The 22,391-nt window shown below is 41.0% G+C and carries 34 protein-coding genes, 1 tRNA gene and 1 pseudogene; 3 read left to right on the top strand and 33 right to left on the bottom strand.

Features of this window, described 5'->3' with window-relative positions; all coding sequences use genetic code 11:
* Window positions 1–7: 7 nt before the first annotated feature.
* The 27 genes from Q4443_RS08150 to Q4443_RS08020 all read right to left on the bottom strand — a co-directional run bounded on the left by Q4443_RS08150 (window position 8) and on the right by Q4443_RS08020 (window position 15,919).
* Window positions 8–286 carry a hypothetical protein gene (locus tag Q4443_RS08150; protein ID WP_303408256.1) on the bottom strand — a complete coding sequence of 93 codons (279 nt, stop codon included), beginning with the start codon at window positions 284–286 and terminating at the stop codon, window positions 8–10.
* 116 nt (window positions 287–402) lie between these two features.
* The gene (locus Q4443_RS08145) at window positions 403–2,085 is read right to left on the bottom strand and encodes a phage minor capsid protein (RefSeq protein ID WP_303408255.1); all 1,683 of its coding nucleotides are present in this window, start codon (window positions 2,083–2,085) and stop codon (window positions 403–405) included.
* A gap of 110 nt (window positions 2,086–2,195) precedes the next feature.
* Window positions 2,196–3,704, bottom strand: a complete 1,509-nt coding sequence (locus Q4443_RS08140) for a phage portal protein (protein WP_303408254.1) — start codon at window positions 3,702–3,704, stop codon at window positions 2,196–2,198.
* Window positions 3,705–3,721: 17 nt separating this feature from the next.
* Window positions 3,722–5,017 (bottom strand): PBSX family phage terminase large subunit, encoded by a 1,296-nt coding sequence (locus Q4443_RS08135; protein ID WP_303408253.1) that lies wholly within the window; start codon window positions 5,015–5,017, stop codon window positions 3,722–3,724.
* Entirely contained in the window at window positions 5,001–5,459 is a 459-nt protein-coding gene (locus tag Q4443_RS08130) for a stress-induced protein (RefSeq protein WP_303408252.1), read from the bottom strand. Before Q4443_RS08130 ends, Q4443_RS08135 begins: the two co-directional genes overlap by 17 nt.
* 28 nt (window positions 5,460–5,487) lie before the next feature.
* Complete coding sequence (locus Q4443_RS08125; RefSeq protein WP_303408251.1) at window positions 5,488–6,750, bottom strand: DNA modification methylase; 1,263 nt, start codon at window positions 6,748–6,750, stop codon at window positions 5,488–5,490.
* A 96-nt stretch (window positions 6,751–6,846) separates the two neighbouring features.
* Window positions 6,847–6,919, bottom strand: a tRNA-Lys gene (locus tag Q4443_RS08120).
* 219 nt (window positions 6,920–7,138) lie between these two features.
* Window positions 7,139–7,558: a DUF1492 domain-containing protein gene (locus tag Q4443_RS08115; protein WP_303408250.1), complete on the bottom strand. Its 420-nt coding sequence runs from the start codon at window positions 7,556–7,558 to the stop codon at window positions 7,139–7,141.
* A gap of 74 nt (window positions 7,559–7,632) precedes the next feature.
* The gene (locus tag Q4443_RS08110) at window positions 7,633–7,896 is read right to left on the bottom strand and encodes a hypothetical protein (RefSeq protein WP_303408249.1); all 264 of its coding nucleotides are present in this window, start codon (window positions 7,894–7,896) and stop codon (window positions 7,633–7,635) included.
* An 11-nt stretch (window positions 7,897–7,907) separates the two neighbouring features.
* A complete protein-coding gene (locus Q4443_RS08105; protein ID WP_303408248.1) occupies window positions 7,908–8,330 on the bottom strand; it encodes a hypothetical protein in 423 nt (140 codons plus the stop codon).
* A complete protein-coding gene (locus Q4443_RS08100) occupies window positions 8,327–8,587 on the bottom strand; it encodes a DUF1372 family protein (RefSeq protein ID WP_303408247.1) in 261 nt (86 codons plus the stop codon). Before Q4443_RS08100 ends, Q4443_RS08105 begins: the two co-directional genes overlap by 4 nt.
* A gap of 2 nt (window positions 8,588–8,589) precedes the next feature.
* Window positions 8,590–8,943 (bottom strand): hypothetical protein, encoded by a 354-nt coding sequence (locus tag Q4443_RS08095; RefSeq protein ID WP_206284479.1) that lies wholly within the window; start codon window positions 8,941–8,943, stop codon window positions 8,590–8,592.
* A complete protein-coding gene (locus Q4443_RS08090; protein ID WP_241007414.1) occupies window positions 8,943–9,284 on the bottom strand; it encodes an HNH endonuclease in 342 nt (113 codons plus the stop codon). The genes Q4443_RS08095 and Q4443_RS08090 overlap by 1 nt, the downstream gene beginning before the upstream one ends.
* Before the next feature lie 18 nt (window positions 9,285–9,302).
* Entirely contained in the window at window positions 9,303–9,539 is a 237-nt protein-coding gene (locus Q4443_RS08085; RefSeq protein ID WP_206284478.1) for a hypothetical protein, read from the bottom strand.
* On the bottom strand, window positions 9,532–9,978 hold the full coding sequence (locus Q4443_RS08080; RefSeq protein ID WP_303408246.1) for a DUF1642 domain-containing protein: 447 nt from the start codon (window positions 9,976–9,978) through the stop codon (window positions 9,532–9,534). Before Q4443_RS08080 ends, Q4443_RS08085 begins: the two co-directional genes overlap by 8 nt.
* A 12-nt stretch (window positions 9,979–9,990) precedes the next feature.
* The gene (locus tag Q4443_RS08075) at window positions 9,991–10,506 is read right to left on the bottom strand and encodes a hypothetical protein (RefSeq protein WP_303408245.1); all 516 of its coding nucleotides are present in this window, start codon (window positions 10,504–10,506) and stop codon (window positions 9,991–9,993) included.
* Window positions 10,503–10,835 (bottom strand): hypothetical protein, encoded by a 333-nt coding sequence (locus tag Q4443_RS08070; RefSeq protein ID WP_303408244.1) that lies wholly within the window; start codon window positions 10,833–10,835, stop codon window positions 10,503–10,505. Before Q4443_RS08070 ends, Q4443_RS08075 begins: the two co-directional genes overlap by 4 nt.
* A gap of 13 nt (window positions 10,836–10,848) precedes the next feature.
* On the bottom strand, window positions 10,849–12,213 hold the full coding sequence (locus Q4443_RS08065; protein ID WP_303408243.1) for a PcfJ domain-containing protein: 1,365 nt from the start codon (window positions 12,211–12,213) through the stop codon (window positions 10,849–10,851).
* Window positions 12,210–12,683 carry a Cas9 inhibitor AcrIIA9 family protein gene (locus Q4443_RS08060; protein ID WP_303408242.1) on the bottom strand — a complete coding sequence of 158 codons (474 nt, stop codon included), beginning with the start codon at window positions 12,681–12,683 and terminating at the stop codon, window positions 12,210–12,212. The genes Q4443_RS08065 and Q4443_RS08060 overlap by 4 nt, the downstream gene beginning before the upstream one ends.
* A gap of 132 nt (window positions 12,684–12,815) precedes the next feature.
* Window positions 12,816–13,853: a DUF1351 domain-containing protein gene (locus Q4443_RS08055; protein WP_303408241.1), complete on the bottom strand. Its 1,038-nt coding sequence runs from the start codon at window positions 13,851–13,853 to the stop codon at window positions 12,816–12,818.
* A 9-nt stretch (window positions 13,854–13,862) separates the two neighbouring features.
* Window positions 13,863–14,591: a phage recombination protein Bet gene (gene bet / locus Q4443_RS08050; protein WP_303408240.1), complete on the bottom strand. Its 729-nt coding sequence runs from the start codon at window positions 14,589–14,591 to the stop codon at window positions 13,863–13,865.
* Window positions 14,588–14,767: a hypothetical protein gene (locus tag Q4443_RS08045; protein ID WP_303408239.1), complete on the bottom strand. Its 180-nt coding sequence runs from the start codon at window positions 14,765–14,767 to the stop codon at window positions 14,588–14,590. The genes bet and Q4443_RS08045 overlap by 4 nt, the downstream gene beginning before the upstream one ends.
* A 105-nt stretch (window positions 14,768–14,872) precedes the next feature.
* Entirely contained in the window at window positions 14,873–15,016 is a 144-nt protein-coding gene (locus Q4443_RS08040; protein WP_192831372.1) for a hypothetical protein, read from the bottom strand.
* The gene (locus Q4443_RS08035; protein WP_247954840.1) at window positions 15,003–15,263 is read right to left on the bottom strand and encodes a hypothetical protein; all 261 of its coding nucleotides are present in this window, start codon (window positions 15,261–15,263) and stop codon (window positions 15,003–15,005) included. The genes Q4443_RS08040 and Q4443_RS08035 overlap by 14 nt, the downstream gene beginning before the upstream one ends.
* An 18-nt stretch (window positions 15,264–15,281) precedes the next feature.
* Window positions 15,282–15,536 carry a hypothetical protein gene (locus Q4443_RS08030; protein ID WP_049490393.1) on the bottom strand — a complete coding sequence of 85 codons (255 nt, stop codon included), beginning with the start codon at window positions 15,534–15,536 and terminating at the stop codon, window positions 15,282–15,284.
* On the bottom strand, window positions 15,537–15,758 hold the full coding sequence (locus tag Q4443_RS08025) for a hypothetical protein (protein WP_303408238.1): 222 nt from the start codon (window positions 15,756–15,758) through the stop codon (window positions 15,537–15,539).
* Window positions 15,758–15,919 (bottom strand): hypothetical protein, encoded by a 162-nt coding sequence (locus Q4443_RS08020; protein WP_303408237.1) that lies wholly within the window; start codon window positions 15,917–15,919, stop codon window positions 15,758–15,760. Before Q4443_RS08020 ends, Q4443_RS08025 begins: the two co-directional genes overlap by 1 nt.
* A gap of 115 nt (window positions 15,920–16,034) precedes the next feature.
* Between Q4443_RS08020 and Q4443_RS08015 the strand changes: the two genes are divergently transcribed.
* The gene (locus Q4443_RS08015) at window positions 16,035–16,220 is read left to right on the top strand and encodes a hypothetical protein (protein WP_254736665.1); all 186 of its coding nucleotides are present in this window, start codon (window positions 16,035–16,037) and stop codon (window positions 16,218–16,220) included.
* On the opposite strand, the gene Q4443_RS08010 is transcribed toward Q4443_RS08015, so the two are convergent.
* From Q4443_RS08010 to Q4443_RS08000, 3 genes are all read right to left on the bottom strand, one after another.
* A complete protein-coding gene (locus Q4443_RS08010; RefSeq protein ID WP_303408236.1) occupies window positions 16,210–16,755 on the bottom strand; it encodes a hypothetical protein in 546 nt (181 codons plus the stop codon). The two genes, Q4443_RS08015 and Q4443_RS08010, sit on opposite strands and share 11 nt — an antisense overlap.
* Window positions 16,756–16,958: 203 nt before the next feature.
* Window positions 16,959–17,228 (bottom strand): helix-turn-helix domain-containing protein, encoded by a 270-nt coding sequence (locus Q4443_RS08005; protein ID WP_181186681.1) that lies wholly within the window; start codon window positions 17,226–17,228, stop codon window positions 16,959–16,961.
* A 167-nt stretch (window positions 17,229–17,395) separates the two neighbouring features.
* The gene (locus tag Q4443_RS08000; RefSeq protein WP_181186680.1) at window positions 17,396–17,632 is read right to left on the bottom strand and encodes a helix-turn-helix transcriptional regulator; all 237 of its coding nucleotides are present in this window, start codon (window positions 17,630–17,632) and stop codon (window positions 17,396–17,398) included.
* Window positions 17,633–17,815: 183 nt separating this feature from the next.
* Between Q4443_RS08000 and Q4443_RS07995 the strand changes: the two genes are divergently transcribed.
* On the top strand, window positions 17,816–18,553 hold the full coding sequence (locus Q4443_RS07995; RefSeq protein ID WP_303408235.1) for an XRE family transcriptional regulator: 738 nt from the start codon (window positions 17,816–17,818) through the stop codon (window positions 18,551–18,553).
* 373 nt (window positions 18,554–18,926) lie between these two features.
* Window positions 18,927–20,372 (top strand): recombinase family protein, encoded by a 1,446-nt coding sequence (locus Q4443_RS07990; RefSeq protein WP_303408234.1) that lies wholly within the window; start codon window positions 18,927–18,929, stop codon window positions 20,370–20,372.
* Between the two features lie 17 nt (window positions 20,373–20,389).
* Here Q4443_RS07990 and Q4443_RS07985 read toward each other — a convergent pair.
* The 3 genes and pseudogenes from Q4443_RS07985 to comGA all read right to left on the bottom strand — a co-directional run.
* Window positions 20,390–20,452, bottom strand: a pseudogene (locus Q4443_RS07985) (competence protein ComGC); the annotation flags it as partial.
* Between the two features lies 1 nt (window position 20,453).
* On the bottom strand, window positions 20,454–21,470 hold the full coding sequence (gene comGB / locus Q4443_RS07980; protein WP_161800724.1) for a competence type IV pilus assembly protein ComGB: 1,017 nt from the start codon (window positions 21,468–21,470) through the stop codon (window positions 20,454–20,456).
* Entirely contained in the window at window positions 21,418–22,359 is a 942-nt protein-coding gene (comGA, locus tag Q4443_RS07975; protein WP_000249580.1) for a competence type IV pilus ATPase ComGA, read from the bottom strand. Before comGA ends, comGB begins: the two co-directional genes overlap by 53 nt.
* Window positions 22,360–22,391: the final 32 nt, after the last annotated feature.

Genomic DNA, 22,391 nt, shown 5'->3' with positions numbered 1-22,391 from the left:
TAACATTTCATTCCTCCGTTTTTTCATATGTTTCTGCAAAAATATCAGGCTTGCATGGATAAAACTCGCCTTGAACTCCTTTGATTATATAATCGCCTGTTTTTGCGACCATAACACCCTCAAGTGTTTTAATCTCACACCATGCTGGGTTTTTATTCCACTTGCAATTATCGTGAATGATAATCTCATTCCTTGTCACTGCGTCCCAAAACCAATCTTCTTCAATCAAACAACGTTCATTAAGTTGAACCGCCTCAATTACTACAGGTTTTTTACGGTATTTCATTTTTCTCCCCTTTCTTCTTGAAAAAAAGCGCATTATAAGTTATAATTTAGTTAGTAAATAGAGGTTTTCCATCTCCCCTTGAAACAGTTCATTCTGCGGTAGGAGGTGGGACACCTCTATTTTTCTTTTGGTTCTAAAATATCAATCAACTCATCTGATTTCTTCAGTACGGCTATATTTAACCCTCGACGACCAGACTTATAGATTTCTTCTAACCTATTTGAGATTTCTTGTTCAGCTAGCGGAGTATTAGTGATATCAAACACAATATTTTCAGCTTGTTCCTTCGCTTTTTTCGATGCATTATCAAAAACATTCTTCCCGCTTCCAGAAATCTCTTTTAAATCAAATTTCATACCATCAATCAAATAGTCAGGAGTAGGGATATCTTTTGGATAATTAACTCTTGGCGCCATTTGAACATGTTTCCCAAACGTTTTAGATAACCATTCTCCTACTTCTTTCTCTTTTCGAGAATAATCTAGTACTACATGTTTTCCATCAACTTGATATTTCTGGCCGTTATGTTCCCAGAAATTCATTTCTGAGACCTTAGCTTTGCTAGGATCTACATTTGATAGCCATTTCTCTTTTACAGAAACGTAAGACTTATTGCCAGCAGGTTCAACGCTTGCTGGTTTTTCGTTTTTCTTGAAGAGTTTTTCTCTTGCCTCATTACGTTTCAGGAAGGGGTGCTTATCAACGTAGTCTTTCAAAGCAGCGTTCTGAGTACCTATTTTGCTCTTGTACTTGTCTATCAGTTCTTTATCGCCCAATTTCTCAGCGACGTGAAGTTTTTCCTTGTTAGCCCTGATAGACCGTTCTAGCGCTCTCTGTTTAGCTTCTGCGTTGGCATTTTCTTCTGCTTTCTCTGGCGTAACCTCTGCCACATCCTCGCCCAAATCGGGCTTATAATTGGCTCCTGGAATGAACGGTGTCAGCATGTGACCGCAGTTAATACCCAAACAACCTTCTGGACGGCCGTAGCCGTAGTCTGACAAAGCAAGAATCTTCTCGCCATGCTCGGTTCTAGCGTGACCAGTCGTGACTATCTGATGTTGCAAAGGAGCGCACATTTCTCTCGCTGATGCTTTCTTTGAAAAGTAAAAGGTATCAATGCCCAGCTCTTCCGCTGGTCTCGTTCGCATTTCTCGATAAGTTCGATAGGTTGTCGTCTTGATAACTGTCCGAGCATAATTGTCAATTTTCCAGTTACGCCCAGCGCTGTCCTTGAAACCTTGAAACCCTTTCTCTTGCCACTTCATGACCGTGTCAGAGATAGCCTTATCAGCCGTTGACAAGCCTGTGACTACTCTAGCGACAGATTGCTCCACAATACCTTGATAAGCACCTATGACGGCTTTTGGCAGCGTTGTGTTAATAAGGTTATTAAGGTCTCCTATAGCTTGACTGGCATAATCAGCAAGAATTTCTTGAATGTGATTGCTGTTTCCTGCAGATCCACGGCCTAAGTCTTCCATGAGCTGTTGCTTCGTGTCTGTGTATAGCTTCAGGCCTTCATTCTCGACAATGTGACGTAATTGCTCTTCAGCGACTCCAGAGTATTTAGAGATTAGCTTCAGGTTATCCTCGTTCAGCAGGTGCATCTGTTGCATCTTCTCAAGTTGCCAGATATACGGTTGCTTATCAAGATAGACCGTGCCACGTTCAGTCACACGTTCGACCACGTTGTCAAACAAATCCAAGGCTAACTGATGGTAGATGTCTGCGACATTGCTTGCTTGAAGTAGCAGTTGCTCGTCATTGAATTGGATTGGTGGTCTCTTCTTTTTTACCATGGATAGCCTCTTCTATTCCTTCTACCATTTTTTTTGCTAGTATTCTCCGTCCTAGTGAGGGGCTTTCAAGTCCTATAAACGACCTTAGATGTTGAATTAGGTTCATTTAATCATTCTCCATAGATATCAATATCCTCTTGTGTTCGCTGACTGTTAGCCGTGTCCATCGTTTCCTGATTGATTGCCTGAATCATTTTCTTGGCGTCAAGCTCTGACATGTTGAATGCTTTCTGGATAGCATGAGCCTTGCTGACAATGCCACTGGCCAAAGCCTTAGTCCAATAGTCAAGCTCATTGTTCTTGTCAGTAAAAACACCATCATCCAGATTGATTGCAATCTTCTCCATTTGAGGAATAGGACCGCTATACAATCCATAAAGGCTCCCAAGCTCACAGATTGAGATAATGAGTTCTTTCAACGATTGCTCGACCAGACTCACAATGCTGTTTCTCATTTGGTAGGTGTCTGAGTTTTCAGAAACAACCTCGGTCGCAGTCTTCAAGCTCTGCCCATCAAATGTAAACATTCCGGCTGATACACCTAGAAGCATTTCAAAAAGCGCTAGGCCTTCGTTGATGGTCTTGATGTAATCATCTGCCCGAATTGCTGTCGTCAGGTCTGTGATGCTTCCGCCATCCATGTCGTTAGTAGATAAGCGTAAGTAGACGTTTTGCTCTGTATCGAAACGCTTGACAAGCTGGACGTCTCCGTCATGATTGACCATGCGAGTCTCTGTGAGGTTCTCAGGAACTGCGACTCGACGTTGGCCCATCTTGACTTCCCACTTGAACTCGTCATAGGTCGTATTGATGAAATCAATCGTGCTCTTGGCATTATCGAAGATAGACAAGCCTAAAGGAGAATTGATGTCCTTGTTGTTCATCCCTGGAGGTTTTAAGTATGAAAAAAGCGGTCTTGTTAGACCGTCAAGTTCAACTTGTTCTTCTAGATCCTCGTAGACTTCAGCTAGAGGCACACGCCCACCTACTTGTTCAGAGCTTTCAGACCTGTATAGCTCGTTTGAAATAATATACTTACCGTCATTAGACCACTCGTGAAACTCAATCAAGGTGTAGTAGATGTTCTTCTGACCTGAAGCTTTAATCGTTTTAGTAACAATAGCAGCGCTTGAAATGTCTTGCGTGTTAGATTGAAGTGGTAAAAAGACTGGCGCTTGAATGAATGACACTCGCACTCGTCCATTATCCACGTAAGGCCTCATAGCAAGACCGCCCAGGGCTAAACAACTCTCAAGATAGCGTTCAAAATTCTTATTGAAGCGGTCATTCTTCAATGTTTCTTGAATGAATGTATTTGCTTCTTTATCGTCCAATTTAATCGAAGCCTGCTCGTTAAAGACCAGACTGGCAATCTTTTTGGCAGCGGTCCGAGCGATTGGCAAATGAGTCGCTTCTCTTTGTTTCTTGATACCGTCCGAATTCGTGTATGTTATCTTCTCGATGTTGCTCTGATAGTATCTTAGGTTCTCGTTGATCCGACGATACTCTGCGCTTGTCACTGCGATTTTAGGATGGTCTGTGATACTTGCTAGACTTTCTGTAGTCATTGCGTACTGTCCTCTCTTCAATAGATTTTTGACAAATTGAATAATGCCCATTTATCGGCTCCTTATTGCTAAAAATTAGCGTAACGCTTATAGAATACGTTCACACTATATCTGAACTCGTCCATTGCGTGGTTGTCTTTATCAATTGGCCGTCCGTTATCATCTCGACTATAAAGACCTATCTCTTTTAAGAAATAGTAATGGTCGTACTCTTCCTCAGAGTGATTGATAAGCAAGAACTGACCTGAAGATATAATGTTCTGGCCACGTTCAATCCCTACCTCGATACCCTTCGCCTTGCTACTCACATCGTGGGCATTATTCAAAGCCCCTCTTGTCTGAATGCCTAGCTTGTGCAATTCCTCTCGTAAGGATCTACATGCTGGGTCAATCCAGACATCGGTATAGCGCATTTGATACTTGCTAACACACCACTGAATGAACGCTCGAAGCTCGACTGCATAGGTAGACATAGCCTTTACTTGGCCGGTCTCAGCACCGCTATGATAGTAATGAGCTACACGATTGAGCCTAAAAAATGTTCTGCCGTCCTCTCTATGCTTAGTAACGATGTTACAAGACATCGAGGTGGCGTCAGATTGCCCACCATCGCCGTTGAAATACATTTCCATAGGTTCGCCTACCAAATTGTCCTTGATGTTCTTCTCGAGGTCAAATAGGCCATATATAACGCCCTGAGGCATCACCCTCTGACCAAGTACGTCTCTCTTGTAGAGATAAGGGTTTTTCTTCAGCGATTGAATAATAGACTGCTTACGCTCTTCAGACAGAATCGGATTGTCGTCCATGGTCCAATGGGTCCAGCGTGTGTTCTGGACATCAAATACATCCTTAATAACTGGATGCTGTGGAGCTGGAGGGTTAAGGTCAGCTAGATGATAGCGTAGTTTAGCGGCCCACGTCCGTCTGAATGCCTCCTGGATAAAGTCCATGTTCAGTAGGTTAATTTCACAAAAAACTACCGAGCCTAGCGACATACCAGTGATAGCACCTACACTGTTGGCTTTACCGCCCCCTTTGTAATAGACACGCTTGGTTCCGTTGGGCGTATCAATTAAGAGGTGGTCTCCGTGCTCATCATGCCTGATTTTGCAATTCCCATCGAATATGTACATTAAACCCGTACCGTCACCATCAATGAATAAACGATAAGCTTGTTCTTGGTTGTATGCAGCGATAAGATGGTTCTCGTCTGGCGACTCAATCAAATATCTTGCATATCTGAAATGACCAGCGGTTGTCTTACCACTTCGAGGCGTGCCCTCGTTGACCTCAAGCTCATAGTTGAACGGTCTACGAATGATGTTGAGTTGTTTGTTTGAAAAATCAATCTTCAACCTCATCACCACCCTTCACAGCTTCAAGTAGAGACTCCATAAGCCCAGTATCGGACTTGGAGCCTGAAAGCTCTTGCTCTCGTTTCTTATTATCCAATTCAAGACGCTTGATACGTGCTTTTTGTTCCTTCTTATCAAGGGCGTCCTTCGCATCTGTTGTCGTCAACTTGCTAATTTGTTCAAAAGCTCGGACATTCCCTTTCATAGCCTTCTGCATCATGACCATAGCCAGGGCCATTTCGTTGGTCGAGTCGAAGCCTAGCTCTTCGAGTTGCTTCTTCACGTTTGGGCTTGCAACTTCGGCTTGTAGAATCGTTTCAAAAGCCTTTTTCAGGTTCGCTTTTTTTCTACGAGCTTTGCCTGAAGCTTCTCCTGCTTTTTTTGCATTTTTTCGGCGTTCGCTCGGAGTTCGTTCTGAATTTTTTATCAAATTTTGCTCATTAGCCATCGCCTCACTTCCTTACTTTTTAAATAATTTAGTTCACTTTTTCAGCAGTAAGCCCTGTCTCTTCTTCCCAGCGCCTAATCGTCCGTGCGACGTAGATCGGATCAAGTTCCATGCCGTAGTAAATACGATCTGACTTCTCACAAACCATGAGAGTAGAACCTCCACCATTGAAGCTGTCCAGTACTCTGTCGCCTTTTTTGCTGGAATTCAAAATACATCTAGCAATAAGTTTCAGAGGCTTCATGGTCGGATGGATATCGTTTCTAACTGGCTTATCTTCGTAAAAGATAGTGGTCGGAGTAGTTTCTTGCATAGTCTTGATATAAGAGATTAGCTCGCTCTTTGTCATTTCTTTTAGGTTTTCTTCGTCCTCTTCAATGACCGTGGCTAGTGAGCGATTGTCTACAAAGTAATGGCTCGCTCCATCTTTCCACCCATACAAACAAGGTTCATGTTTCCATTGGTAGTCTTGACGACCTAACACAATAGCATTCTTGACCCAGATAATAGACTGTTTCAATAACCAACCTGTCTCTTTGACTGCCGCTCTAAAATTCAAACCTTCAGAATCTGCGTGCCAGATATAGAACGCTCCTCCTGGTTTCAAGTGGTTGTTTGCGACTGCGAATGCGTCTCTTAGAAACTGCCTAAAACTGACATCGTCCATGCTGTCGTTTAGGATTGTCATAGCTTCCTCTGTTCCACCTTGGTAAGCTACATTGTATGGCGGGTCGGTTACATAGAGGTCAATCGCTTCTCCGTCAATTAGTTGCGCCATATCCTCAACTGATGTGCTATCTCCGCACATTAAACGGTGACGACCTAACTGGAAGATATCTCCATGCTCTATGCCTGTCTCTTCCTCTTGAGAGGACTCTATAGCTTCTTCTGGATCCTCAGATTCCTCGAAGTCGTCCAAAGAGTAATCGATATCTTCGAAACCAAACATAGTCATGTCTAATCCCTCGACACTTTCAAGTTCTGCGTAGAGCAATTCTGTGTCCCACTCGGCAATCTCGCCTACTTTATTATCAGCAAGCCTGAACGCTTTTATTTGTTCATCTGAAAGGTCATCTGCGATTAAGACTGGTACGGTTTTTAGTTTCAAAAATCGTGCAGCTTTATAGCGTGTGTGACCGTTGATGATTTCTCCGTCTTTAGTTGCTACGATTGGAACTTTAAAACCAAACTCTCTAATTGAGTTAGCGACTGGTTCTACTGCTTTATCATTATTTCTTGGGTTATTTTCATAAGGAGTCAACCATTCTAATGGTTTATCAATTATCTTCACTTCTTCCTCCTCTAACCAAAAAACACACATCTGAACGATATGTGTTTTTCGGGTTATATAGTCCTTTGACTTTGTTTTCACAGCCAACTCTGTGAATCAGGATAACAGGGCTCGAACCTGCAACCAATAGATTAAAAGTCTACCGCTCTACCACTTGAGCTATATCCCAACTTCAAGGCGACTACTACCTTGCGTGTTAATTAGAAATTACTTTTTCTTTTTTATTTTTTGTAGTCTTTTTGCGATATTAAAACATCCTACTCTATCGCCACTGGTAACCCAAGCCAGCAGTTTTTCAGAAGCTTTTCTAGGCGGTTGCCTAAGGTGCCTTTGCTTTAATTCTTGATACTACCATTTTAACAGATTTTAGACTTCATGCGCACTCACTTTAGCTCACTTTGTCTATGATAGTCTCCTCTAATTCAGACTCAGCCTGTTTGCGTAATCTGTAATAAGTTGCCTTACTAATTCTCAAATTGTCGCAAATATCCTCAATGTAGGTCTTAGTAATGTAAGTCATCCTGAGAATAGATCTGCTCTTTGGATTTTTAAGTCTGTTGATCATTCTACCTAATTCAAGTTTCCTGTTAATAACTTCTTTGGTATCCTGTTCTATAGCCTGTTTCATCACTACAAGCTGGGTATAGACATCATCAACTTTTCTAGTCTGTCCGCCTTGGACTTTGACGTCAGTCCACTTGGGGCTTGAGAGCAAACCCGCCTCAAGCTCATTGATTTCATCTATACGGCTTTGGATGTCCATGTCCAGATCCTGCAACTCTTTCAAGAGCTCTTTAGCCTTATTCACTCTCTGTCTCCTTTGTGATATAATAATATTATTGAGATTATAGCCGAGGCAGAGAGTGTCTTGGCTTTTTTGTTTTAGTAGCTATTGAGTATCTTGATAGTCTCCTCATATTTCAGAGCGACCTTTGCTCTTTCCTCGTCGTATCCAAGCCCGAATACTTTTGGGACTCTAAAATAAATGATTGTAGCGTTGTCATGTTGTTTGACAACTGAGAAAACGTGTTTGAGTAATTCTTTTCTAAAGGATACGTTAGGAAAGACTACAAGATCAGGCAAGTCTGCTTTAGCTGACTTCACTTGGCCCTTTCTTCCTGAATAGGGGTATCTTTTTGGTCTCATTTTTTATCCTCCTAAGCATCAACAACTGGGAAATGAATATCACCAATCACTAAAGAACCTACGCTGTAATAATAACCGTTATGCTCTGCTTCGCAGTCGGCAATAGCTACAGGATTTTGATTGTGGAAGATGGTTACTTTATTTTTATAACCAGCTCCCCAATGGTCGGGGATTTCTTCCTGTTCTCCAATTTCGACATCAGTAATCACAGCGTCAAGTGATACATCTCGGAACTCCCCACCTGCTGAGGCACAGCAATCACTTTCAGACATTTCAATAGTGACCTTTGTTCCGTCTTCAAGTAGCAGAAAGTCCTTATCCCATTTCACAATACGCTTAAAGAGCAACAATTCTTTAAGCTCTTCCAACGACCCGTACCTTGCATTTTTCCAGTCAGGCTCATAATAGTCTGGTAGTTCAATAGTTTTTGTCATAACCTCACCTCATCTCCAATTTTCAAAAATTCGTAGTTATCTTGTGACACTACAAATATGCCGTAGTTCTGTATTGTGATTGTATGCAGGTCGCCAATCTTCTCCTTGTGGACGACTCTGCCTTTGATTTCTGCGCCTGCGTTATCAGCCTTGTAGATGAGCATCGGACGCTTTGCTTCTAATTTTTTAATGTGGATACATTGCCAGATGTTCAAAGTAGCTGACAATACAATCCATAACGCTATAAATCGTTTCATGTTTACTCCCTATAATCGTTATAAATTTCAATAGCTGGAATTGACTCATTATCATTTGCAGAAGTAATTATCAGCTCGCTTCTCACTTCTCTCTGAAATTCTAGTAACTCCTCTATCGAATTGATTTCAATAAAATGCCCCTCTGCGCCGTTCGGGAATTCTCTTTGTATTCGACCTTTAGATGTTTTATGATTTACTCCTTTAGAAAGCCAAGTGCCTTCTCTCCTAGAAAATCGCTTATCAAATTCTTCAAATGTCGAACAGGTTCTAACTTCTCTTTTTGTGTATTTTTTAATTACAGCGTTAGGAATTCGATTTTCAACTCCCCAGCTTGTGCTTGTAAGTAAAAATTCCATCACTCCACCTCCTCAAAATAAAACTTTTCGTTGAATGGTTCAATTTTAATGATTCCATAATCTAAACCAAGTCTTGCTATGAATGGCTTGGTGATTCTTTCGTGCAAGGTAGACATCTGCTCCCTAAATTCTTCTAACAGAAAAGTAGATTTATAGAAATTACATTGATAGCATGCTGGCATATAGTTTTCAAAACTATCTTCTCCGCCTCGATAGTGAGGGTGTAAATGATCCACTCTTAAAGTTTTCAAATCCAATTCCTTGCCACAATAGGCACAGTGACCACCATACTTATCTAAAACTTTTTGTCTCATGACTTTAGATATGCTTTTTCGTTTCAATCTGTGACCTCCTATATTTTATCTTTTGGATTTCCTTTTACCGATTAGTTCAACTAAACTTCCTACAAGGAATACCAATCCTCCAAAAAGAAAAGAATGTACTAACAGGATTGGTATTAAATAAGGTTTGATTGGAAAAATTGAAAAGACCCACGTAAAATACCATTCAATAAGCCCGCAAACAGCAAGGAAAACGACTGCAACTGTTGATAACATCAATGTTACCCCTCCGATATGCTTTAGAAAATCACTCATCTTTCACCTCCTCGATCTTGATTCCTGGGCAATCGAATACCCAGCCGAAATCATACGAAACTACTTCCTTTTTCGTGAGTTCGTAGCACTTTTTTGAAAAATTAGTGCATTTTGTAAAAAGGAGCACTACGGGAGAAAAATGTCCGTATTTATCTGCTAAGTCAGCATTTTGGTTGACGAGATATAAGTCCCCGTCATTTCTGTTTAGAAGTGTTATTTTGTATTTTTTCTCCTCCTCAACTGTGTAGCCGTCCAGCCACGCTCGAGCGACTTTGTCGTAAGCATCCTGTTCGTTCAGCAACCAATCACTGTATTGTTTATTAAAATTCTTTTCTCTGAGCGCATCATACAACGTAGCGTTCTGTTTCTTGTAATACTCGATAATTTCCGCCACGAACTGCGGGATTTCGATTAAATCTGTTATTTGTTTTTCATTCATCTTCCAACTCCTTTAAATTATCTTGTGGTTTTCCAGGTCTCCGAATTCTTGGCCATAATTTACAAAATACGAACCAATCAGGATTGCATCGGCCTCGTCGTCTTTGACGTTAAGGTCGAAGTTCTCGGAAACCTTAGCAACTGCCTGCAGCTTCATTGATTTCTTGCTACGGTCTTTATAGCTGAACTTCCAATACTTGCGCCAGGTAGACACGTTGACAAAATACACATTGTCAGCAATCAACCGTCCAAGGATGATGCCCGTTACAATTCCAATACTGATCATGGACTGCTGATTTGGTCCCATAACCGAATTTTTCTCGACCACGATCGATTCAAAATGACAGTCGTACTTCTGGAGAGCCCTTGATTGAATGGCTCGCAATTCGCTAGCCATGAAGCGCCCACGCTCAAAGAATGACTTGCTCTTATGTTTTAAGACACCACTCTGGACAAGGTCAGAGCCGTGAAACACGGCCCATCCTGTCGCAGTAGTTGAAATGTCTAACGATAAGGTCAGATTTTTCATTGTAGTTCTCCCTTAATACCACAAATGTCAAAGAGATTGCGCTTATTATCTTCAACGAATTCAAAGAACTTCTGAAGCTCGGCCAAGTGGCGTTTCTCCCTCTTGACTCCAAGGCTCGTATGATACTCTGTCGGCGTTTTCGGTGTTACCCTGATGTCTAGCCAATAGAGAGGCTCGAACACGTCGCCACTCGTATCAAGAGAGGTATCTGCGTCTGTGTTTCTGAAGTTCATCTGCATATCATATTCAATTTTGTTTGTAATCGTGATGGTCTTGTCCACGATTTCAAGTGTGATAGTTGTTCCTGGTATATCGATTTTATTTAGCATTTATTTTTCTCCTTTATGCTGCTTTTGGCACTAATTTTGTTTGCTTCATCCATTCTTTGGCTATGTCCCAGACATCGGTTGGGACGTCTTGGTTATACTTGCCACGAAACTGGACTATTTTACCCTGCTTTACTTCGAGTGTGTAAAGAGGTGTTTTTGGTTGATTTGATAAGCGTACAAACACTATCAAAGTATCGCCTTTGAAATGCTTGTCTGTGTATGAGCTTACGCAGTGATGTAGCTTCTTGCCCTCATAGATCAGCTCGGCCACTTTTCTAGGGACATGGAATGCGTAACCGTGGATGGTTCTATCCATTCCTTTTTTAAGTTTAAACTCAGATTCAAGCTGCTTACGTTTCTTCTTGTCTTCCATTTTGCGTTTTTCTTCAACGAATTGATTGTATAATCCGACCGTGTGATTGTGCATGGCCGTAAAATCCTTTGGCACAAGCATAGCATCACCTTCAGGCTCAATGCCCATTTCTCGTAGCATTTTGAGGTAATCAAGATATTCATTGAACTCAATGCTATTCTTGATAATCCAATTTTGGAACTTATTGATCCCTACACCTTTCGGTATGTGCTTGATATCGTGGTAAGTCAGATAAGACTCGATACCAGGTACTAGCTGGCCGTTCCGTTCTTTTAATCGACGGCTCAACTCAAATTCGTTAAAGCTGCGATTTGAATTCTTGAAAAATTGTTTATTCTTCTGAAGCCATCTACGGTTCAAGGTCCGCATGTCTACGGTTCTTGTAAATCCGATTCTATAATTCGGAAACATGATTTCGTTGGCCAATCTGTAAGCATGAATCTTCTGGGCAAACTCGATTTCAAACTTATATTTGTAAAGTCGTTCAATTTCCCAAAAATAGATATTATCGAATTCCAAATATTTGAGTTCGGATACTTTTTGAAGTCTCTTTTCCCAATTGTTTGGATAAAAAATATTTCCTGTGTAAAAACCACCACTAAAGAAATTAGCGAATAGATACGGATAAAATTGTCCGCTGTAATCTTGTCCAATCTTCACATGTTTGTCATTTTCGAATCGCTCCAAATTCGTAAAATGCCAATCAATAAATTGTTTTCCTTCGACCAGCTTCGAGCTAAATTCATAAGATTGAATCTCGATGCGTTTCGAGGTGCTGAGAATGATGGAGAAAAAGTAGGTCTTGTCATAAAAAGTAAGCCGTGACGACTTTGTCAGTCGTTTTTCGATACAATGGCCAAGCTTCAAATCTGAAGCGATTATGGTCTTGTCCTTATTGCTCCATTTGTACGTTGTGATTTGCGAGTAGCACCATCTCCAAAAATCTGCAGGTGGTTTCAATCGTCTTTCAGCTTCTCGCTTGCATTGTTCGTTAATCTTGCTCATGCTAGTTCTTCAAAAAGGTCCAGTTGGCCTTCAACTACTCCTTTCTCCTTCTTGATTTTAGGTTTCTTGATGATTTCATCATCTGGTCTTGCGCCTTTTCTGATTTTGGCCACGTCGACCTTTTCTTCTTGAGGATTTTTTGGTTTGTCTGCCTTATTCTTTTTGACTGGCTCAACGGGTACCTGTTCGATGTTGGATACTTTTGAATTCGAGATAAAATATTCTCGAACCCATCCAAAAACAGTCTCGTCATCGATGCAAGCCACTCCATCTTCAGCAAATTTGCGAGCTTTTTCTTTCGCATACTTCAGAGCGCATTTCAGAGAGTATCGCTCTTTTAGGATGCCCTGGAATAACTCTTCATCTTTTTGGTCACAAATCCAGTTATGAATGCGATCAAGTGCAAGATCATGTGGTTTATTTAATTCCTCTAGCAATTTGGCCAGGGCTTTTTCTTTGATTTCATTCATGTCGTTTCAAAAAAATGCGACTGCCTTTGTGTGAGTTTGGCTAAATACGGACAGTCGCTCGTCCAAGGTCACATGACCTTCATTGACGTTTTCTAGTTCGCTTTTTTCGTGGTTCACGGCACGTTAGTTTATTTATTTGATTTTTTGGTCCAGTTCTTCTTGCGTCAATGGTTCAATACGTTGATAGCCTTTGACGATGTAGTTCTTCTTGTACTCGAATCCTAAATCCGCAAGACTAGCCTTGAAACGGTCTTTTTCAGATGTGTCTACAAAATACACTTCCAAAGTCATTTTTTGGGTGTATCGTTTTTGGTCATTTTCAGCCCCTCTGAGAGCGTTCTGCTCATTTTGGGGGATTCGCCCACCGTCCAATATTTCGCCCGTCTCTGGGTCAAAATTTGGGGTCTCCGTTGATTTTGGAGCTTGTTCCTGCTGTTTGGCTTGTTGGACTGCTAAAAGTTCCTGACTTTCTCGCTCTGCTCGTTCTTGAGCTTGTCTGAGTTCTTCCTTTTGTTTTTCAAATTCATAGTCAGATTTGATTTGTTCAAAGACCTCAGCAAGAGTCAAGTCTTTCAGCTGTCGGATGTAAGGTGAGTCAGTCATGCCGTACTCAGCACAGAGGCCTGAAATAGCTGACTTAGCCTTTTCAAATTCTTGCTGTTTCTGAAATTCAAATGTAACCATGTCGTCAAGTGATTTCATTGTGGCTTTCTTAAGCGTCACGCCGTCAGCCATGAAATCGCCAGCTTTTACATAATCAAGGGCCTTTTCATCAAAGAGACGAGGGTCCAGCATGTACTCAGCCGATTTGTTGGCTAGATAGCCTTTGACAGTGTCAATTCGGACGGCCTTTTGATGTTCTTCAAATTCTTTGACATCACTAGCAATCTTAGTAATGATGTCTTTTAACGGTTGGATGGCATTATTGATATACTTGTCAAATTCGTCAGCTGGTTCAGATAAGACTTTCTTATTCCTGATCCGCTCGTCAGAGACCTGCTTGTCTAATTTTCGTAGATCGGCAAGCGTCTGCTTGTCATCCTTGATAGTTGCAGCTGTAACCGTATAATTTTGATACTTGGTTACAACCTCATTGATATTCTGCTCAAATTTATCACGGTCAACGATTTCAACCTGTGCCTGTGTTACTTTTACCTGTAATTCTTGCATGTTGTCCTCCTAGTATTCTAGTTCACCGTCTAGCAATTCACCCTGTATTGGCTCCTCAGCTTGAGCAGGTTCAGGATCTGCATGATTTGCCTCTTGCTCTTTGTTGAATTGCTCAATCTCAGTCATCTTGCGTGCTACAACATCCTCACGGCTTTCTTGAGGAGTTACATCGATAGGTGCTGCTTGCTCCATTTCCTCGCTAGTGTAGAGTCCGCCTACATCTTCTGAGAATGAATCACGAACCGCTGCAACGATAGCGACTTTTTCAATCATTTGCCCTGGAGCTTTCTGCCACCAGTTCTTGCCAGTGTTATATGCTGACAACTCTACTTCACGATAGACTGGTCTTGTTCGGTCTTTGCGATAGACCTCACACCAGCCACCGATTAGAGTGCTATTTTTTGGCAATATAACGCCTTTTTTGTTTTTCAATTCTCCGCTTGCATCTTCGTAGATGATCCCACTTTCAAATCCATCATAATTTGGATTTTGTTCGGCTCGTTTCATGAAGGCGTCCTTTGAAACAACGATTTGAGCGGGATTGTTACCGTATTTAATGAAATAAACTTCTTTTGTGAACGGGTTTAAATTACGATTTTTAACAATAGCTAACAATGTCTGCAATTCCTGCGGGCTTGCTTGATGTTTTGGGTCAACGAAATTTCTCAAGGTTGCTCCGTCAAGTTTTTGTAAGTCTGTTAAATATGCGCCTTTTGCTTGTGCTAATTCGTTTGTCATTTCTTTCTTCCTTTCGTTTTCTTAAGATTCCAATTCTCACGCTTCAAGCGTCTGTTTTTGTTTTGCAATTTTAAAATAATATCTTGTTGGTCGTTGATAATTTGCCCGAGTTCTCGGCCAAGATGAATATATTCAGCCCGCCAGTTATCGATTTCTGCGTGTAGTTCCTGGATCATATTTCATCACCCACATATCGACGTCGACCGCATCCGATATCTACATATTCGCTCGGGTCGAGTTCTTCTCGCTCTTCGGGTGGTTGCATCATATCTCTGTCATAATCAAACATGAGCATACACCTTCCCTAGTTCCAGGACTCGCTTCACATATCGAACTTTAGATGTCAAACCGAGATCCAGCAATTCGTTTTTTTCTTCATTGTTGGCCAAAAGCCACACACGGTTTTCAAGTTCAATTCTGTTCATCTTCCTGCTCCACCTCTTCAATTTTCACTTCGCTATTTAGACGCTTCATCGCTTCATCTACCGACTTGCCGTCCAGGACGTCCTTGAGCACGTGGCTTACATCGTGCATTGTTTGAGCCTTCGCCTTGCTTCTTTCAGTCTCTGGCATCAAGCCCATATCTTGTAGAGCTAGAAACGCAAGGCTGAAAGCGTGCATTTCTTTCTGCAGTTGTTTGATTTTTTTGATTGCTTTTAGTGCTTTAAACATATTGTTCTCCTTTTTTATTTATTCTCCAACTTTCCAAATTCGACAGCGGGATTCCACTCCAGAAGAAGTCTTGTCTTGAAATTCCCAGTCATTTCCATAAACTCCCGCAGCTTCGTATGAAGCTGATTTCAAATAAGCAATAGCTTCTTCCTTAGTCTCGAAAACAGTAGCCGAATAATCTTGCTTGCCAATTGGCAAAAAGTCTCTTCCAATCAAACTGAAATCCTCGTTTCCAGTTTCAGCATTTTTGACATGGATTGATATAATGTACATCTACATTTCTCCTTGCAGTCTAGCCTTGATATCAAAGTTTTCTTTGTACTTGTAGGCAGCAAGCTCCTGCTTCAAATTGTAGTTTTCTTGCTCGAAAGCAAAGCGACGTTTGCGCTCTTCGAGAAGATCCTCGTTAAGCTCGACTGCGACCTCTCTCCAGTCAAGACTCACTTCATTGATGAGTCCTTCAAGTCTGAGTTTTAACTTGGTAAGTAATTTCATTAAGCTACACCCTCCTCATTAGACTGCTTGTTCATGCCTACAATAATGTCATAGTACGAATGACCGGCAGGTATGACATATCCTGTCAGATCGTCAACTTGAGAACCATCTGCCATGATGTTTACAATCCGTGGCTCCCATTCCTTTTTTACTTTTTTCATGATATAATTACCTCGTAAAGTATTTTGCTTAGTCCCTCAATGGAATTGCCGTTCCAGAGGGGCTTTTTTGTTATTCTCCTATCTGCTATAATAAAGCTAGAAAGGAGGTGATGTTATGCATGACCTAGTTATCAAGATGATTCTTGATGAGTACGGTATTGATAACTCTGAAAATTTGTCTAAAGCACTCGCCAAAGTCCTAGATGAATTTTCAAGAGATAGCCGTGTAGCTAGCAATCTGTCTAAGTCTATCAATGAGCAGAATAGACTTACAGATAGAATGCACGGGGTTATTCGATAATCCCCATCATCCTCAGAGCGTGTTTGCGAAAGGCATTGGTTTCACTGTCATCCAGTGTTATGTCTTTTGACAAATTACGCTCTTTTTCGTTCAGTTGGTAGTTGTAAAGGCTGTTTAGCTCTTCCCATCCTTTTCGAGTAAAAGCCTGTCTCAAGCCAATATAGCGTTCGATGATGGGCAGAGAAGCGTTACGGACGATTGCTCTCTCAACACTAGATAGCGCTCCCTCAAAAACCTGCAGCCTCTGCTCAGATTTTTCCTTCTCATTTTGAGTTTTGACAAGAAAGTCTGAATAAGCTTGCTCAAGCTCTTCTAAAGCTTGAGGATCCACAACCACGCCATTAGTTTCAATAATATCTGGTGTAAAATCAATAGTGATTTTTGGTTTTCCGTTCGCAGGCATTTCTAGTCTGAAGCCAGTGACCCCTCTGCCAAGCTCCCAGTCATTGATTTTTACTGAATAACCTGAAGAATTAAGAGATTGACCCTCAGTAGGTTCTTGCTTGGGTTTAATACTTAGTTTTAATTGCTTCATGAGTACTCCTTTCCCATTTTTGCAAAGTCCTAAATTTGAAATTTCTCTCTTTTATTTATTAAGAGAAGTAGGACTTGTTGTTAGTTAATATTTATTGTTATTTAATACTTGTTGTTAGTTAATATTTGTTAGTGTAAAAAATTTGACATGAAAAAATTTGACATGAAAAAATTTGACATGAAAAAATTTGACATGAAAAAAACTTACATCTCAAAAAATGAATCACTAATCGCTTTATCAAGTCGTTGCAACATGATGTCAAACTGGAAATCAGATATTTTTCTATCCGAAAAAAATCGAAATACGTGACTTCCTCCACGGCCTGGAGGTTTTCGTCTAACTTGACGCAAATATCCAGCCTCTTCTAAGATTTTGAAATATTTACTAATAGTTGGACGACTAACACCTTTGCGTTTGGCTATTTCATCTGGATAGACTTGCCAGTTGGGGTGATTGGCCAAAATAACCATCATGATGCCAATCGCTGTAAAATCCAGCGCAGGATCGTTGATAAAACTATTACTAACAGCTGTGTAGTCATCAGTTGGATTCCTGAAAGATAAACTGGCAATCCAAATCTTTAAAGTTTGTCATACAGTCTCCTTTCTCTTCATTTATTTTCAATCACTTTCTCTCCTTCCTAGGCTGTTTGTTCCATTTCGGGAACGTTTTCGCTAAAAAAAATAGTGATTTTTTCCATTGGCAGTCCGAAAATCTTTGTAATTTTTGCAAGTTCGTCAGCACCAATAGAAACTAAGCCATTTTCACGTTTTGCGTATGGTGTACGTGATTTCCAACCCATTTTGTGAGCCACTTCATCTTGTGTCATACCACTAGCAATCCGTTCAGCCTTTAATCGTTTCAGATTAACTGTCATAACATGTTCTCCTTTTAGTATTATTCGTTCCCGATGTGGAACAACTTCATTATAACTCCAGTCGTTCCATTTTGTCAACTATTTTTTTGAAAAAAATAACAAAAAATGTTTTTTTGTGTTTCTCTTGTATTTGTTTGGGAACGATGGTATAATTGAATTATCAAATAAAAGGAACGAAGAAACATGAGAACTAATGACGAAATCATTTCTCTAATCCAAGAAGAAGCAAAAAAGAAAGGGATGTCTATGAGTGAGCTAGCTAGACGTGTTGGAATAGCTAAATCGACAATGTCTAGGTACTTCAATAAGACTAGAGAATTCCCACTCAATAAAGCTGATGACTTCGCTAGAATTTTCAATATTACTCCAGAATTTCTTTTAGGAATTCAAAAAGAGAATAAAGAAAAACCTGAAATCCTAACCATCTACAACCAATTAGAAGAACCTAGACAAGAGAAAGTCCTCGACTTTGCCAATGCTCAACTTGATGAGCAGGAAAGCTCTAAGGTTGCTTCTATCTTTGAGAAGGTAAGCAATGAAGATTATATCATTGACTACGTCGAGGGACTGGTTGCTGCAGGTCATGGAACATTTCAGGAAGATAATCTGCATATGGAAGTGAGACTCAGAGCTGAAGATGTACCAGAGGAATACGATACTATCGCTAAGGTTGCTGGTGATAGCATGGAGCCACTCATAGAAGATAATGACTTATTATTTATCAGAGTAGCTAGCCAAATTGATATCAACTCAATCGGGATCTTCCAGATAAATGGCAAGAACTTCGTCAAAAAGCTTAAAAGAGATTATGACGGTTCCTGGTACTTGCAAAGTCTAAATAGTGGATATGAAGAAATCCACTTGTCAGAAAACGACGACATCCGAACAATCGGAGAGGTTGTAGATATTTATAAAGTTTAAAAAATTTAGCGCAATTAAGAAAGGAATATAAAATAATGGCTAAATATGTGAAACGTTGTCCAAAGTGTGGCAGTGATCAAATTGAATACATGATGCAGGACCGTAAAGGTTTCAATGGTTGTGTTGGATGCATCGGCTGGATGATTGCCTGGCCATTCGTCCTCCTCGGCCTGGTTGGTAAAAAAGGGAAACACAACTGGCACTGTCGAAACTGTGGATGCGTCTTTAAATCTAAGAAATAAAAAAAGCCCCACGCTCTCAAAGTTTGGCGACTCCGAGCGTGAGGCTTACGACAAGAAAGGATTTTCATGGAGATAACCTCGCATGATGTCTTTTCTTGTACCTATTTTATCAAAAAAGGGGTACAAATTCAATGAAAACAACAAATAAAGTAGCTATATACGTCAGGGTGTCTACTACCTCACAAGTTGAGGAGGGGTACTCTATTGATGAGCAAAAAGCTAAGCTCTCTAGCTACTGCGATATTAAAGACTGGAATGTATACAAGATATACACTGATGGGGGATTTTCAGGAGCAAATACTGACAGACCAGCGCTAGAAAGTCTTATCAAAGACGCTAAAAAAAGAAAATTTGATACAGTTCTAGTCTATAAGCTGGACCGTCTTAGCCGTAGTCAAAAAGATACGCTTTACTTGATTGAGGATATTTTCATAAAGAATAATATAGCGTTTTTAAGTCTGCAGGAGAATTTTGACACCTCTACCCCTTTTGGAAAGGCTATGATTGGGCTACTCTCTGTGTTTGCTCAGCTAGAAAGGGAGCAAATCAAGGAACGCATGCAACTTGGGAAAATAGGACGTGCAAAGGCTGGAAAATCCATGATGTGGGCCAAAACATCCTATGGATACGACTACCACAGAGACACAGGAACCATTACTGTCAATCCAGCTCAGGCCCTGGCTGTTAAGTTTATTTTTGACAGTTATCTGAGAGGGAGATCCATTACTAAACTGAGGGATGATCTAAATGAGAACTATCCAAAACATGTGCCTTGGAGCTATCGGGCGGTCAGAGCCATACTAGATAACCCTGTCTACTGCGGTTTCAATCAGTTCAAGGGAGAAGTTTATCCAGGTAATCATGAACCAATAATTACAGAGGAAGTTTATAACAAGACAAAGGCAGAGCTAAAAATCAGGCAAAGGACAGCAGCAGAGAACGTCAACCCTAGGCCATTCCAAGCAAAATACATACTATCAGGCATTGGCCAATGTGGATATTGTGGCGCACCTTTAAAAATTATTTTAGGAGTAAAGCGAAAAGATGGAAGCAGGTTTAAAAAATACGAATGTCATCAAAGGCACCTAAGAACACTGAGAGGCATCACTACCTACAATGATAACAAAAAATGTGACTCAGGATTTTATTACAAAGATGACCTTGAGGCTTATGTACTGACAGAAATCAGCAAGCTACAAGATGACGCCGGTTACTTGGATAAAATATTTTCAGAGGACAGTGCTGAAACCATCGACCGTGAGATCTACAAGAAACAAATAGAGGAGCTGTCAAAGAAACTCAGTAGACTAAACGACCTCTACATAGATGATCGCATTACTCTTGAGGAATTACAGAACAAGTCAACTGAATTTATAAGCATGAGGGCGACTCTTGAGACTGAACTAGAAAACGATCCAGCGCTCGGAAAAGACAAAAGAAAGGCAGACATGAGGGAGCTGCTAAACGCTGAAAAAGTATTTTCAATGGACTACGAGGGTCAAAAGGTACTTGTAAGAAATCTTATAAACAAGGTCCAGGTAACAGCTGAGGACATTGTTATCAAGTGGAAAATATAAATAATTTTAGTAACCTACATTTCTACCAAAGTGAAAGCTTTAACCTTGGCTTTTTTTAAATTTGTCATGAGTTTTTTCATTTTAAAAATTTACCTCCATATTTTGATACATGGGCATAAGCATTGCCGCATAAAGTAAAACGATAATCAGGGCCACAAAGATAAAAACCAGTGGCTGTACCAGATTCATGGTACGATTAACTCGGGTAAAAAAGGCTTCCCAAGTTTTTTCAGCATAGATTTCCAACTCACTCCCCAGCTTGGACTTGACTTCCCCATACTCGATGATGAGACTCAACTCCTTTTTAAAGAAAGGATAGGTCGCTATGGTTTGAGAAAATTCGCGGCCATTTTGCAGGGCTTGAGCCAAATCTTGACCGATTTCTTTAAAGAGCTGAGAACCCAGTTCCTGCATGATCTGAAAAATCTGCGTCAGCTCCATCCCCTGTGAAATCATATTGCCCCATTCACGCGCATAATAGGCCGTCAGATAGGTCTGGACAAAGATTCCTAGAAAGGGAACCCGTGCCAACATCGAGAAAACCTGCATCTTGGAACTTCTTTTGTAAAAAGTGAGGGCTAAAAGTAAAGATAGAGAGCAAACCAACACTAGCCCCAGAAAAATTTGTGGCAGATTGCCAATGATTTGGGTGGCGATATTGCTACTGTCCAGTTGGGGGAGCAAATAATTCCTGAGCCCCAACATGATTAGCAGGAGAAATCCCAGCAAAATCAAAGGATAGGTCGCTACTTCAATTAACTTCTTCTTGACCTTGGACAAATTATCCAGATATTCTTCTATCTTCCCCAAACTCAGGTGAAGATTCCCATGTACTTCAGCTAGAGATAATTGGGTCACAATAGCACTTGAAAACCCCAAGCTGTCCATCATCTCTGAAAAGGATTTCCCCTGAGACAAGCCTTGGTGCATCCGGGCCACATAGTCCTTTTCCAGCAGGGCACTTCTGCCCAAAAAAGAAATAATTTCCACCAAATGAAAGCCACTGGAAAAGAGGTTGTTAAACAGGGTGATGATTTTCTTCTGCTTAGCTGTAGCTAATTTTTTCCGTTTCAGCCTGAAGACTTGTGATATGTCCATCTTTAAGAAGCTGGTCAATCTGCGCATTCCAGCTAGTTGGCTGGTGTTCTTGAAAGTCTTTGTTTGCAAAGTCAACGATTCCTCCTCCCCCGATTAATCTCTGGTAGCAGACTCCTTGCAGAACAACTGCTAATTCTTCCTCCGTCACACCTAACTCCAGAAGGCGTTCATAAACACCTCGGATACTCTTGGCATGAATGGTTGAAAAGACTGTCGCCCCTGTCAAACTGGCTCTGACCACTGCACGCGCCGTCTCGCTATCCCGAATTTCACCGATAATCAAGAGGTCAGGACGATGCCGGAGAGACAGTTTGATGAGATTTTCATAGGTCAAACCAATCGCTTCATTCAACTGCAACTGGAGCATGTCTTCCTGCTTGATCTCGACAGGATCTTCAATGGACATGACCTGTTGCCCCATAAACAGAGACTTGGCTAATTCGTGCATCAGAGTCGTCTTGCCACTTCCGACTGGACCTGCAAAGAGATAGAGTCCCCGTTGCCTGTACTGCTCACCCAGTTCGTTCATATCCTGAAACCAGAAATGCAGGTCCTGCTCCTCATCGTGCAACAAACGAATGACCAAACTCTCATGTCCCCGATAATCTCCCACGGTAGACAAACGCAGAGAAGACACCTTCTCCCCATGCTGATAGTCGCAAGAGCCCAGTTGACTACGTCTCTTCTCTCCTACGTTCATACCCGCCACAAACTTAAAATGACTAATCACAGCAGCTAAAACATCAAACTCATAGGAGTCAACGAGACACCGCTCGTCTCCAATCCGCATGTGAAGCTCGTAGGACTTTTCCTTGGGAATGAAATAGATATCCTGAGCCTTCTTTTCTTTCGCAGTAGCAATAATTTTCTGTGCAATTTCTTGTACCATACCGCCCTCCTTATCTAACTATTCGCAAAAAA

The organism is Streptococcus sp. GP0011 (assembly GCF_030546305.1).
Classification (GTDB): domain Bacteria; phylum Bacillota; class Bacilli; order Lactobacillales; family Streptococcaceae; genus Streptococcus.
This window is presented reverse-complemented; position numbering and strand designations above follow the sequence as displayed.

Excerpts from the sequence above, each read along its gene's own strand:
- Q4443_RS08150 (WP_303408256.1), bottom strand. The coding sequence starts at position 286 with ATGAAATACCGTAAAAAACCTGTAGTAATTGAGGCGGTTCAACTTAAT.
- Q4443_RS08145 (WP_303408255.1), bottom strand. The coding sequence starts at position 2,085 with ATGGTAAAAAAGAAGAGACCACCAATCCAATTCAATGACGAGCAACTG.
- Q4443_RS08140 (WP_303408254.1), bottom strand. The coding sequence starts at position 3,704 with ATGGGCATTATTCAATTTGTCAAAAATCTATTGAAGAGAGGACAGTAC.
- Q4443_RS08135 (WP_303408253.1), bottom strand. The coding sequence starts at position 5,017 with ATGAGGTTGAAGATTGATTTTTCAAACAAACAACTCAACATCATTCGT.
- Q4443_RS08130 (WP_303408252.1), bottom strand. The coding sequence starts at position 5,459 with ATGGCTAATGAGCAAAATTTGATAAAAAATTCAGAACGAACTCCGAGC.
- Q4443_RS08110 (WP_303408249.1), bottom strand. The coding sequence starts at position 7,896 with ATGAGACCAAAAAGATACCCCTATTCAGGAAGAAAGGGCCAAGTGAAG.
- Q4443_RS08105 (WP_303408248.1), bottom strand. The coding sequence starts at position 8,330 with ATGACAAAAACTATTGAACTACCAGACTATTATGAGCCTGACTGGAAA.
- Q4443_RS08100 (WP_303408247.1), bottom strand. The coding sequence starts at position 8,587 with ATGAAACGATTTATAGCGTTATGGATTGTATTGTCAGCTACTTTGAAC.
- Q4443_RS08095 (WP_206284479.1), bottom strand. The coding sequence starts at position 8,943 with ATGGAATTTTTACTTACAAGCACAAGCTGGGGAGTTGAAAATCGAATT.
- Q4443_RS08085 (WP_206284478.1), bottom strand. The coding sequence starts at position 9,539 with ATGAGTGATTTTCTAAAGCATATCGGAGGGGTAACATTGATGTTATCA.
- Q4443_RS08080 (WP_303408246.1), bottom strand. The coding sequence starts at position 9,978 with ATGAATGAAAAACAAATAACAGATTTAATCGAAATCCCGCAGTTCGTG.
- Q4443_RS08075 (WP_303408245.1), bottom strand. The coding sequence starts at position 10,506 with ATGAAAAATCTGACCTTATCGTTAGACATTTCAACTACTGCGACAGGA.
- Q4443_RS08070 (WP_303408244.1), bottom strand. The coding sequence starts at position 10,835 with ATGCTAAATAAAATCGATATACCAGGAACAACTATCACACTTGAAATC.
- Q4443_RS08065 (WP_303408243.1), bottom strand. The coding sequence starts at position 12,213 with ATGAGCAAGATTAACGAACAATGCAAGCGAGAAGCTGAAAGACGATTG.
- Q4443_RS08060 (WP_303408242.1), bottom strand. The coding sequence starts at position 12,683 with ATGAATGAAATCAAAGAAAAAGCCCTGGCCAAATTGCTAGAGGAATTA.
- Q4443_RS08055 (WP_303408241.1), bottom strand. The coding sequence starts at position 13,853 with ATGCAAGAATTACAGGTAAAAGTAACACAGGCACAGGTTGAAATCGTT.
- bet (WP_303408240.1), bottom strand. The coding sequence starts at position 14,591 with ATGACAAACGAATTAGCACAAGCAAAAGGCGCATATTTAACAGACTTA.
- Q4443_RS08045 (WP_303408239.1), bottom strand. The coding sequence starts at position 14,767 with ATGATCCAGGAACTACACGCAGAAATCGATAACTGGCGGGCTGAATAT.
- Q4443_RS08040 (WP_192831372.1), bottom strand. The coding sequence starts at position 15,016 with ATGAACAGAATTGAACTTGAAAACCGTGTGTGGCTTTTGGCCAACAAT.
- Q4443_RS08035 (WP_247954840.1), bottom strand. The coding sequence starts at position 15,263 with ATGTTTAAAGCACTAAAAGCAATCAAAAAAATCAAACAACTGCAGAAA.
- Q4443_RS08030 (WP_049490393.1), bottom strand. The coding sequence starts at position 15,536 with ATGTACATTATATCAATCCATGTCAAAAATGCTGAAACTGGAAACGAG.
- Q4443_RS08025 (WP_303408238.1), bottom strand. The coding sequence starts at position 15,758 with ATGAAATTACTTACCAAGTTAAAACTCAGACTTGAAGGACTCATCAAT.
- Q4443_RS08020 (WP_303408237.1), bottom strand. The coding sequence starts at position 15,919 with ATGAAAAAAGTAAAAAAGGAATGGGAGCCACGGATTGTAAACATCATG.
- Q4443_RS08015 (WP_254736665.1), top strand. The coding sequence starts at position 16,035 with ATGCATGACCTAGTTATCAAGATGATTCTTGATGAGTACGGTATTGAT.
- Q4443_RS08010 (WP_303408236.1), bottom strand. The coding sequence starts at position 16,755 with ATGAAGCAATTAAAACTAAGTATTAAACCCAAGCAAGAACCTACTGAG.
- Q4443_RS08005 (WP_181186681.1), bottom strand. The coding sequence starts at position 17,228 with ATGATGGTTATTTTGGCCAATCACCCCAACTGGCAAGTCTATCCAGAT.
- Q4443_RS08000 (WP_181186680.1), bottom strand. The coding sequence starts at position 17,632 with ATGACAGTTAATCTGAAACGATTAAAGGCTGAACGGATTGCTAGTGGT.
- Q4443_RS07995 (WP_303408235.1), top strand. The coding sequence starts at position 17,816 with ATGAGAACTAATGACGAAATCATTTCTCTAATCCAAGAAGAAGCAAAA.
- Q4443_RS07990 (WP_303408234.1), top strand. The coding sequence starts at position 18,927 with ATGAAAACAACAAATAAAGTAGCTATATACGTCAGGGTGTCTACTACC.
- comGB (WP_161800724.1), bottom strand. The coding sequence starts at position 21,470 with ATGGACATATCACAAGTCTTCAGGCTGAAACGGAAAAAATTAGCTACA.
- comGA (WP_000249580.1), bottom strand. The coding sequence starts at position 22,359 with ATGGTACAAGAAATTGCACAGAAAATTATTGCTACTGCGAAAGAAAAG.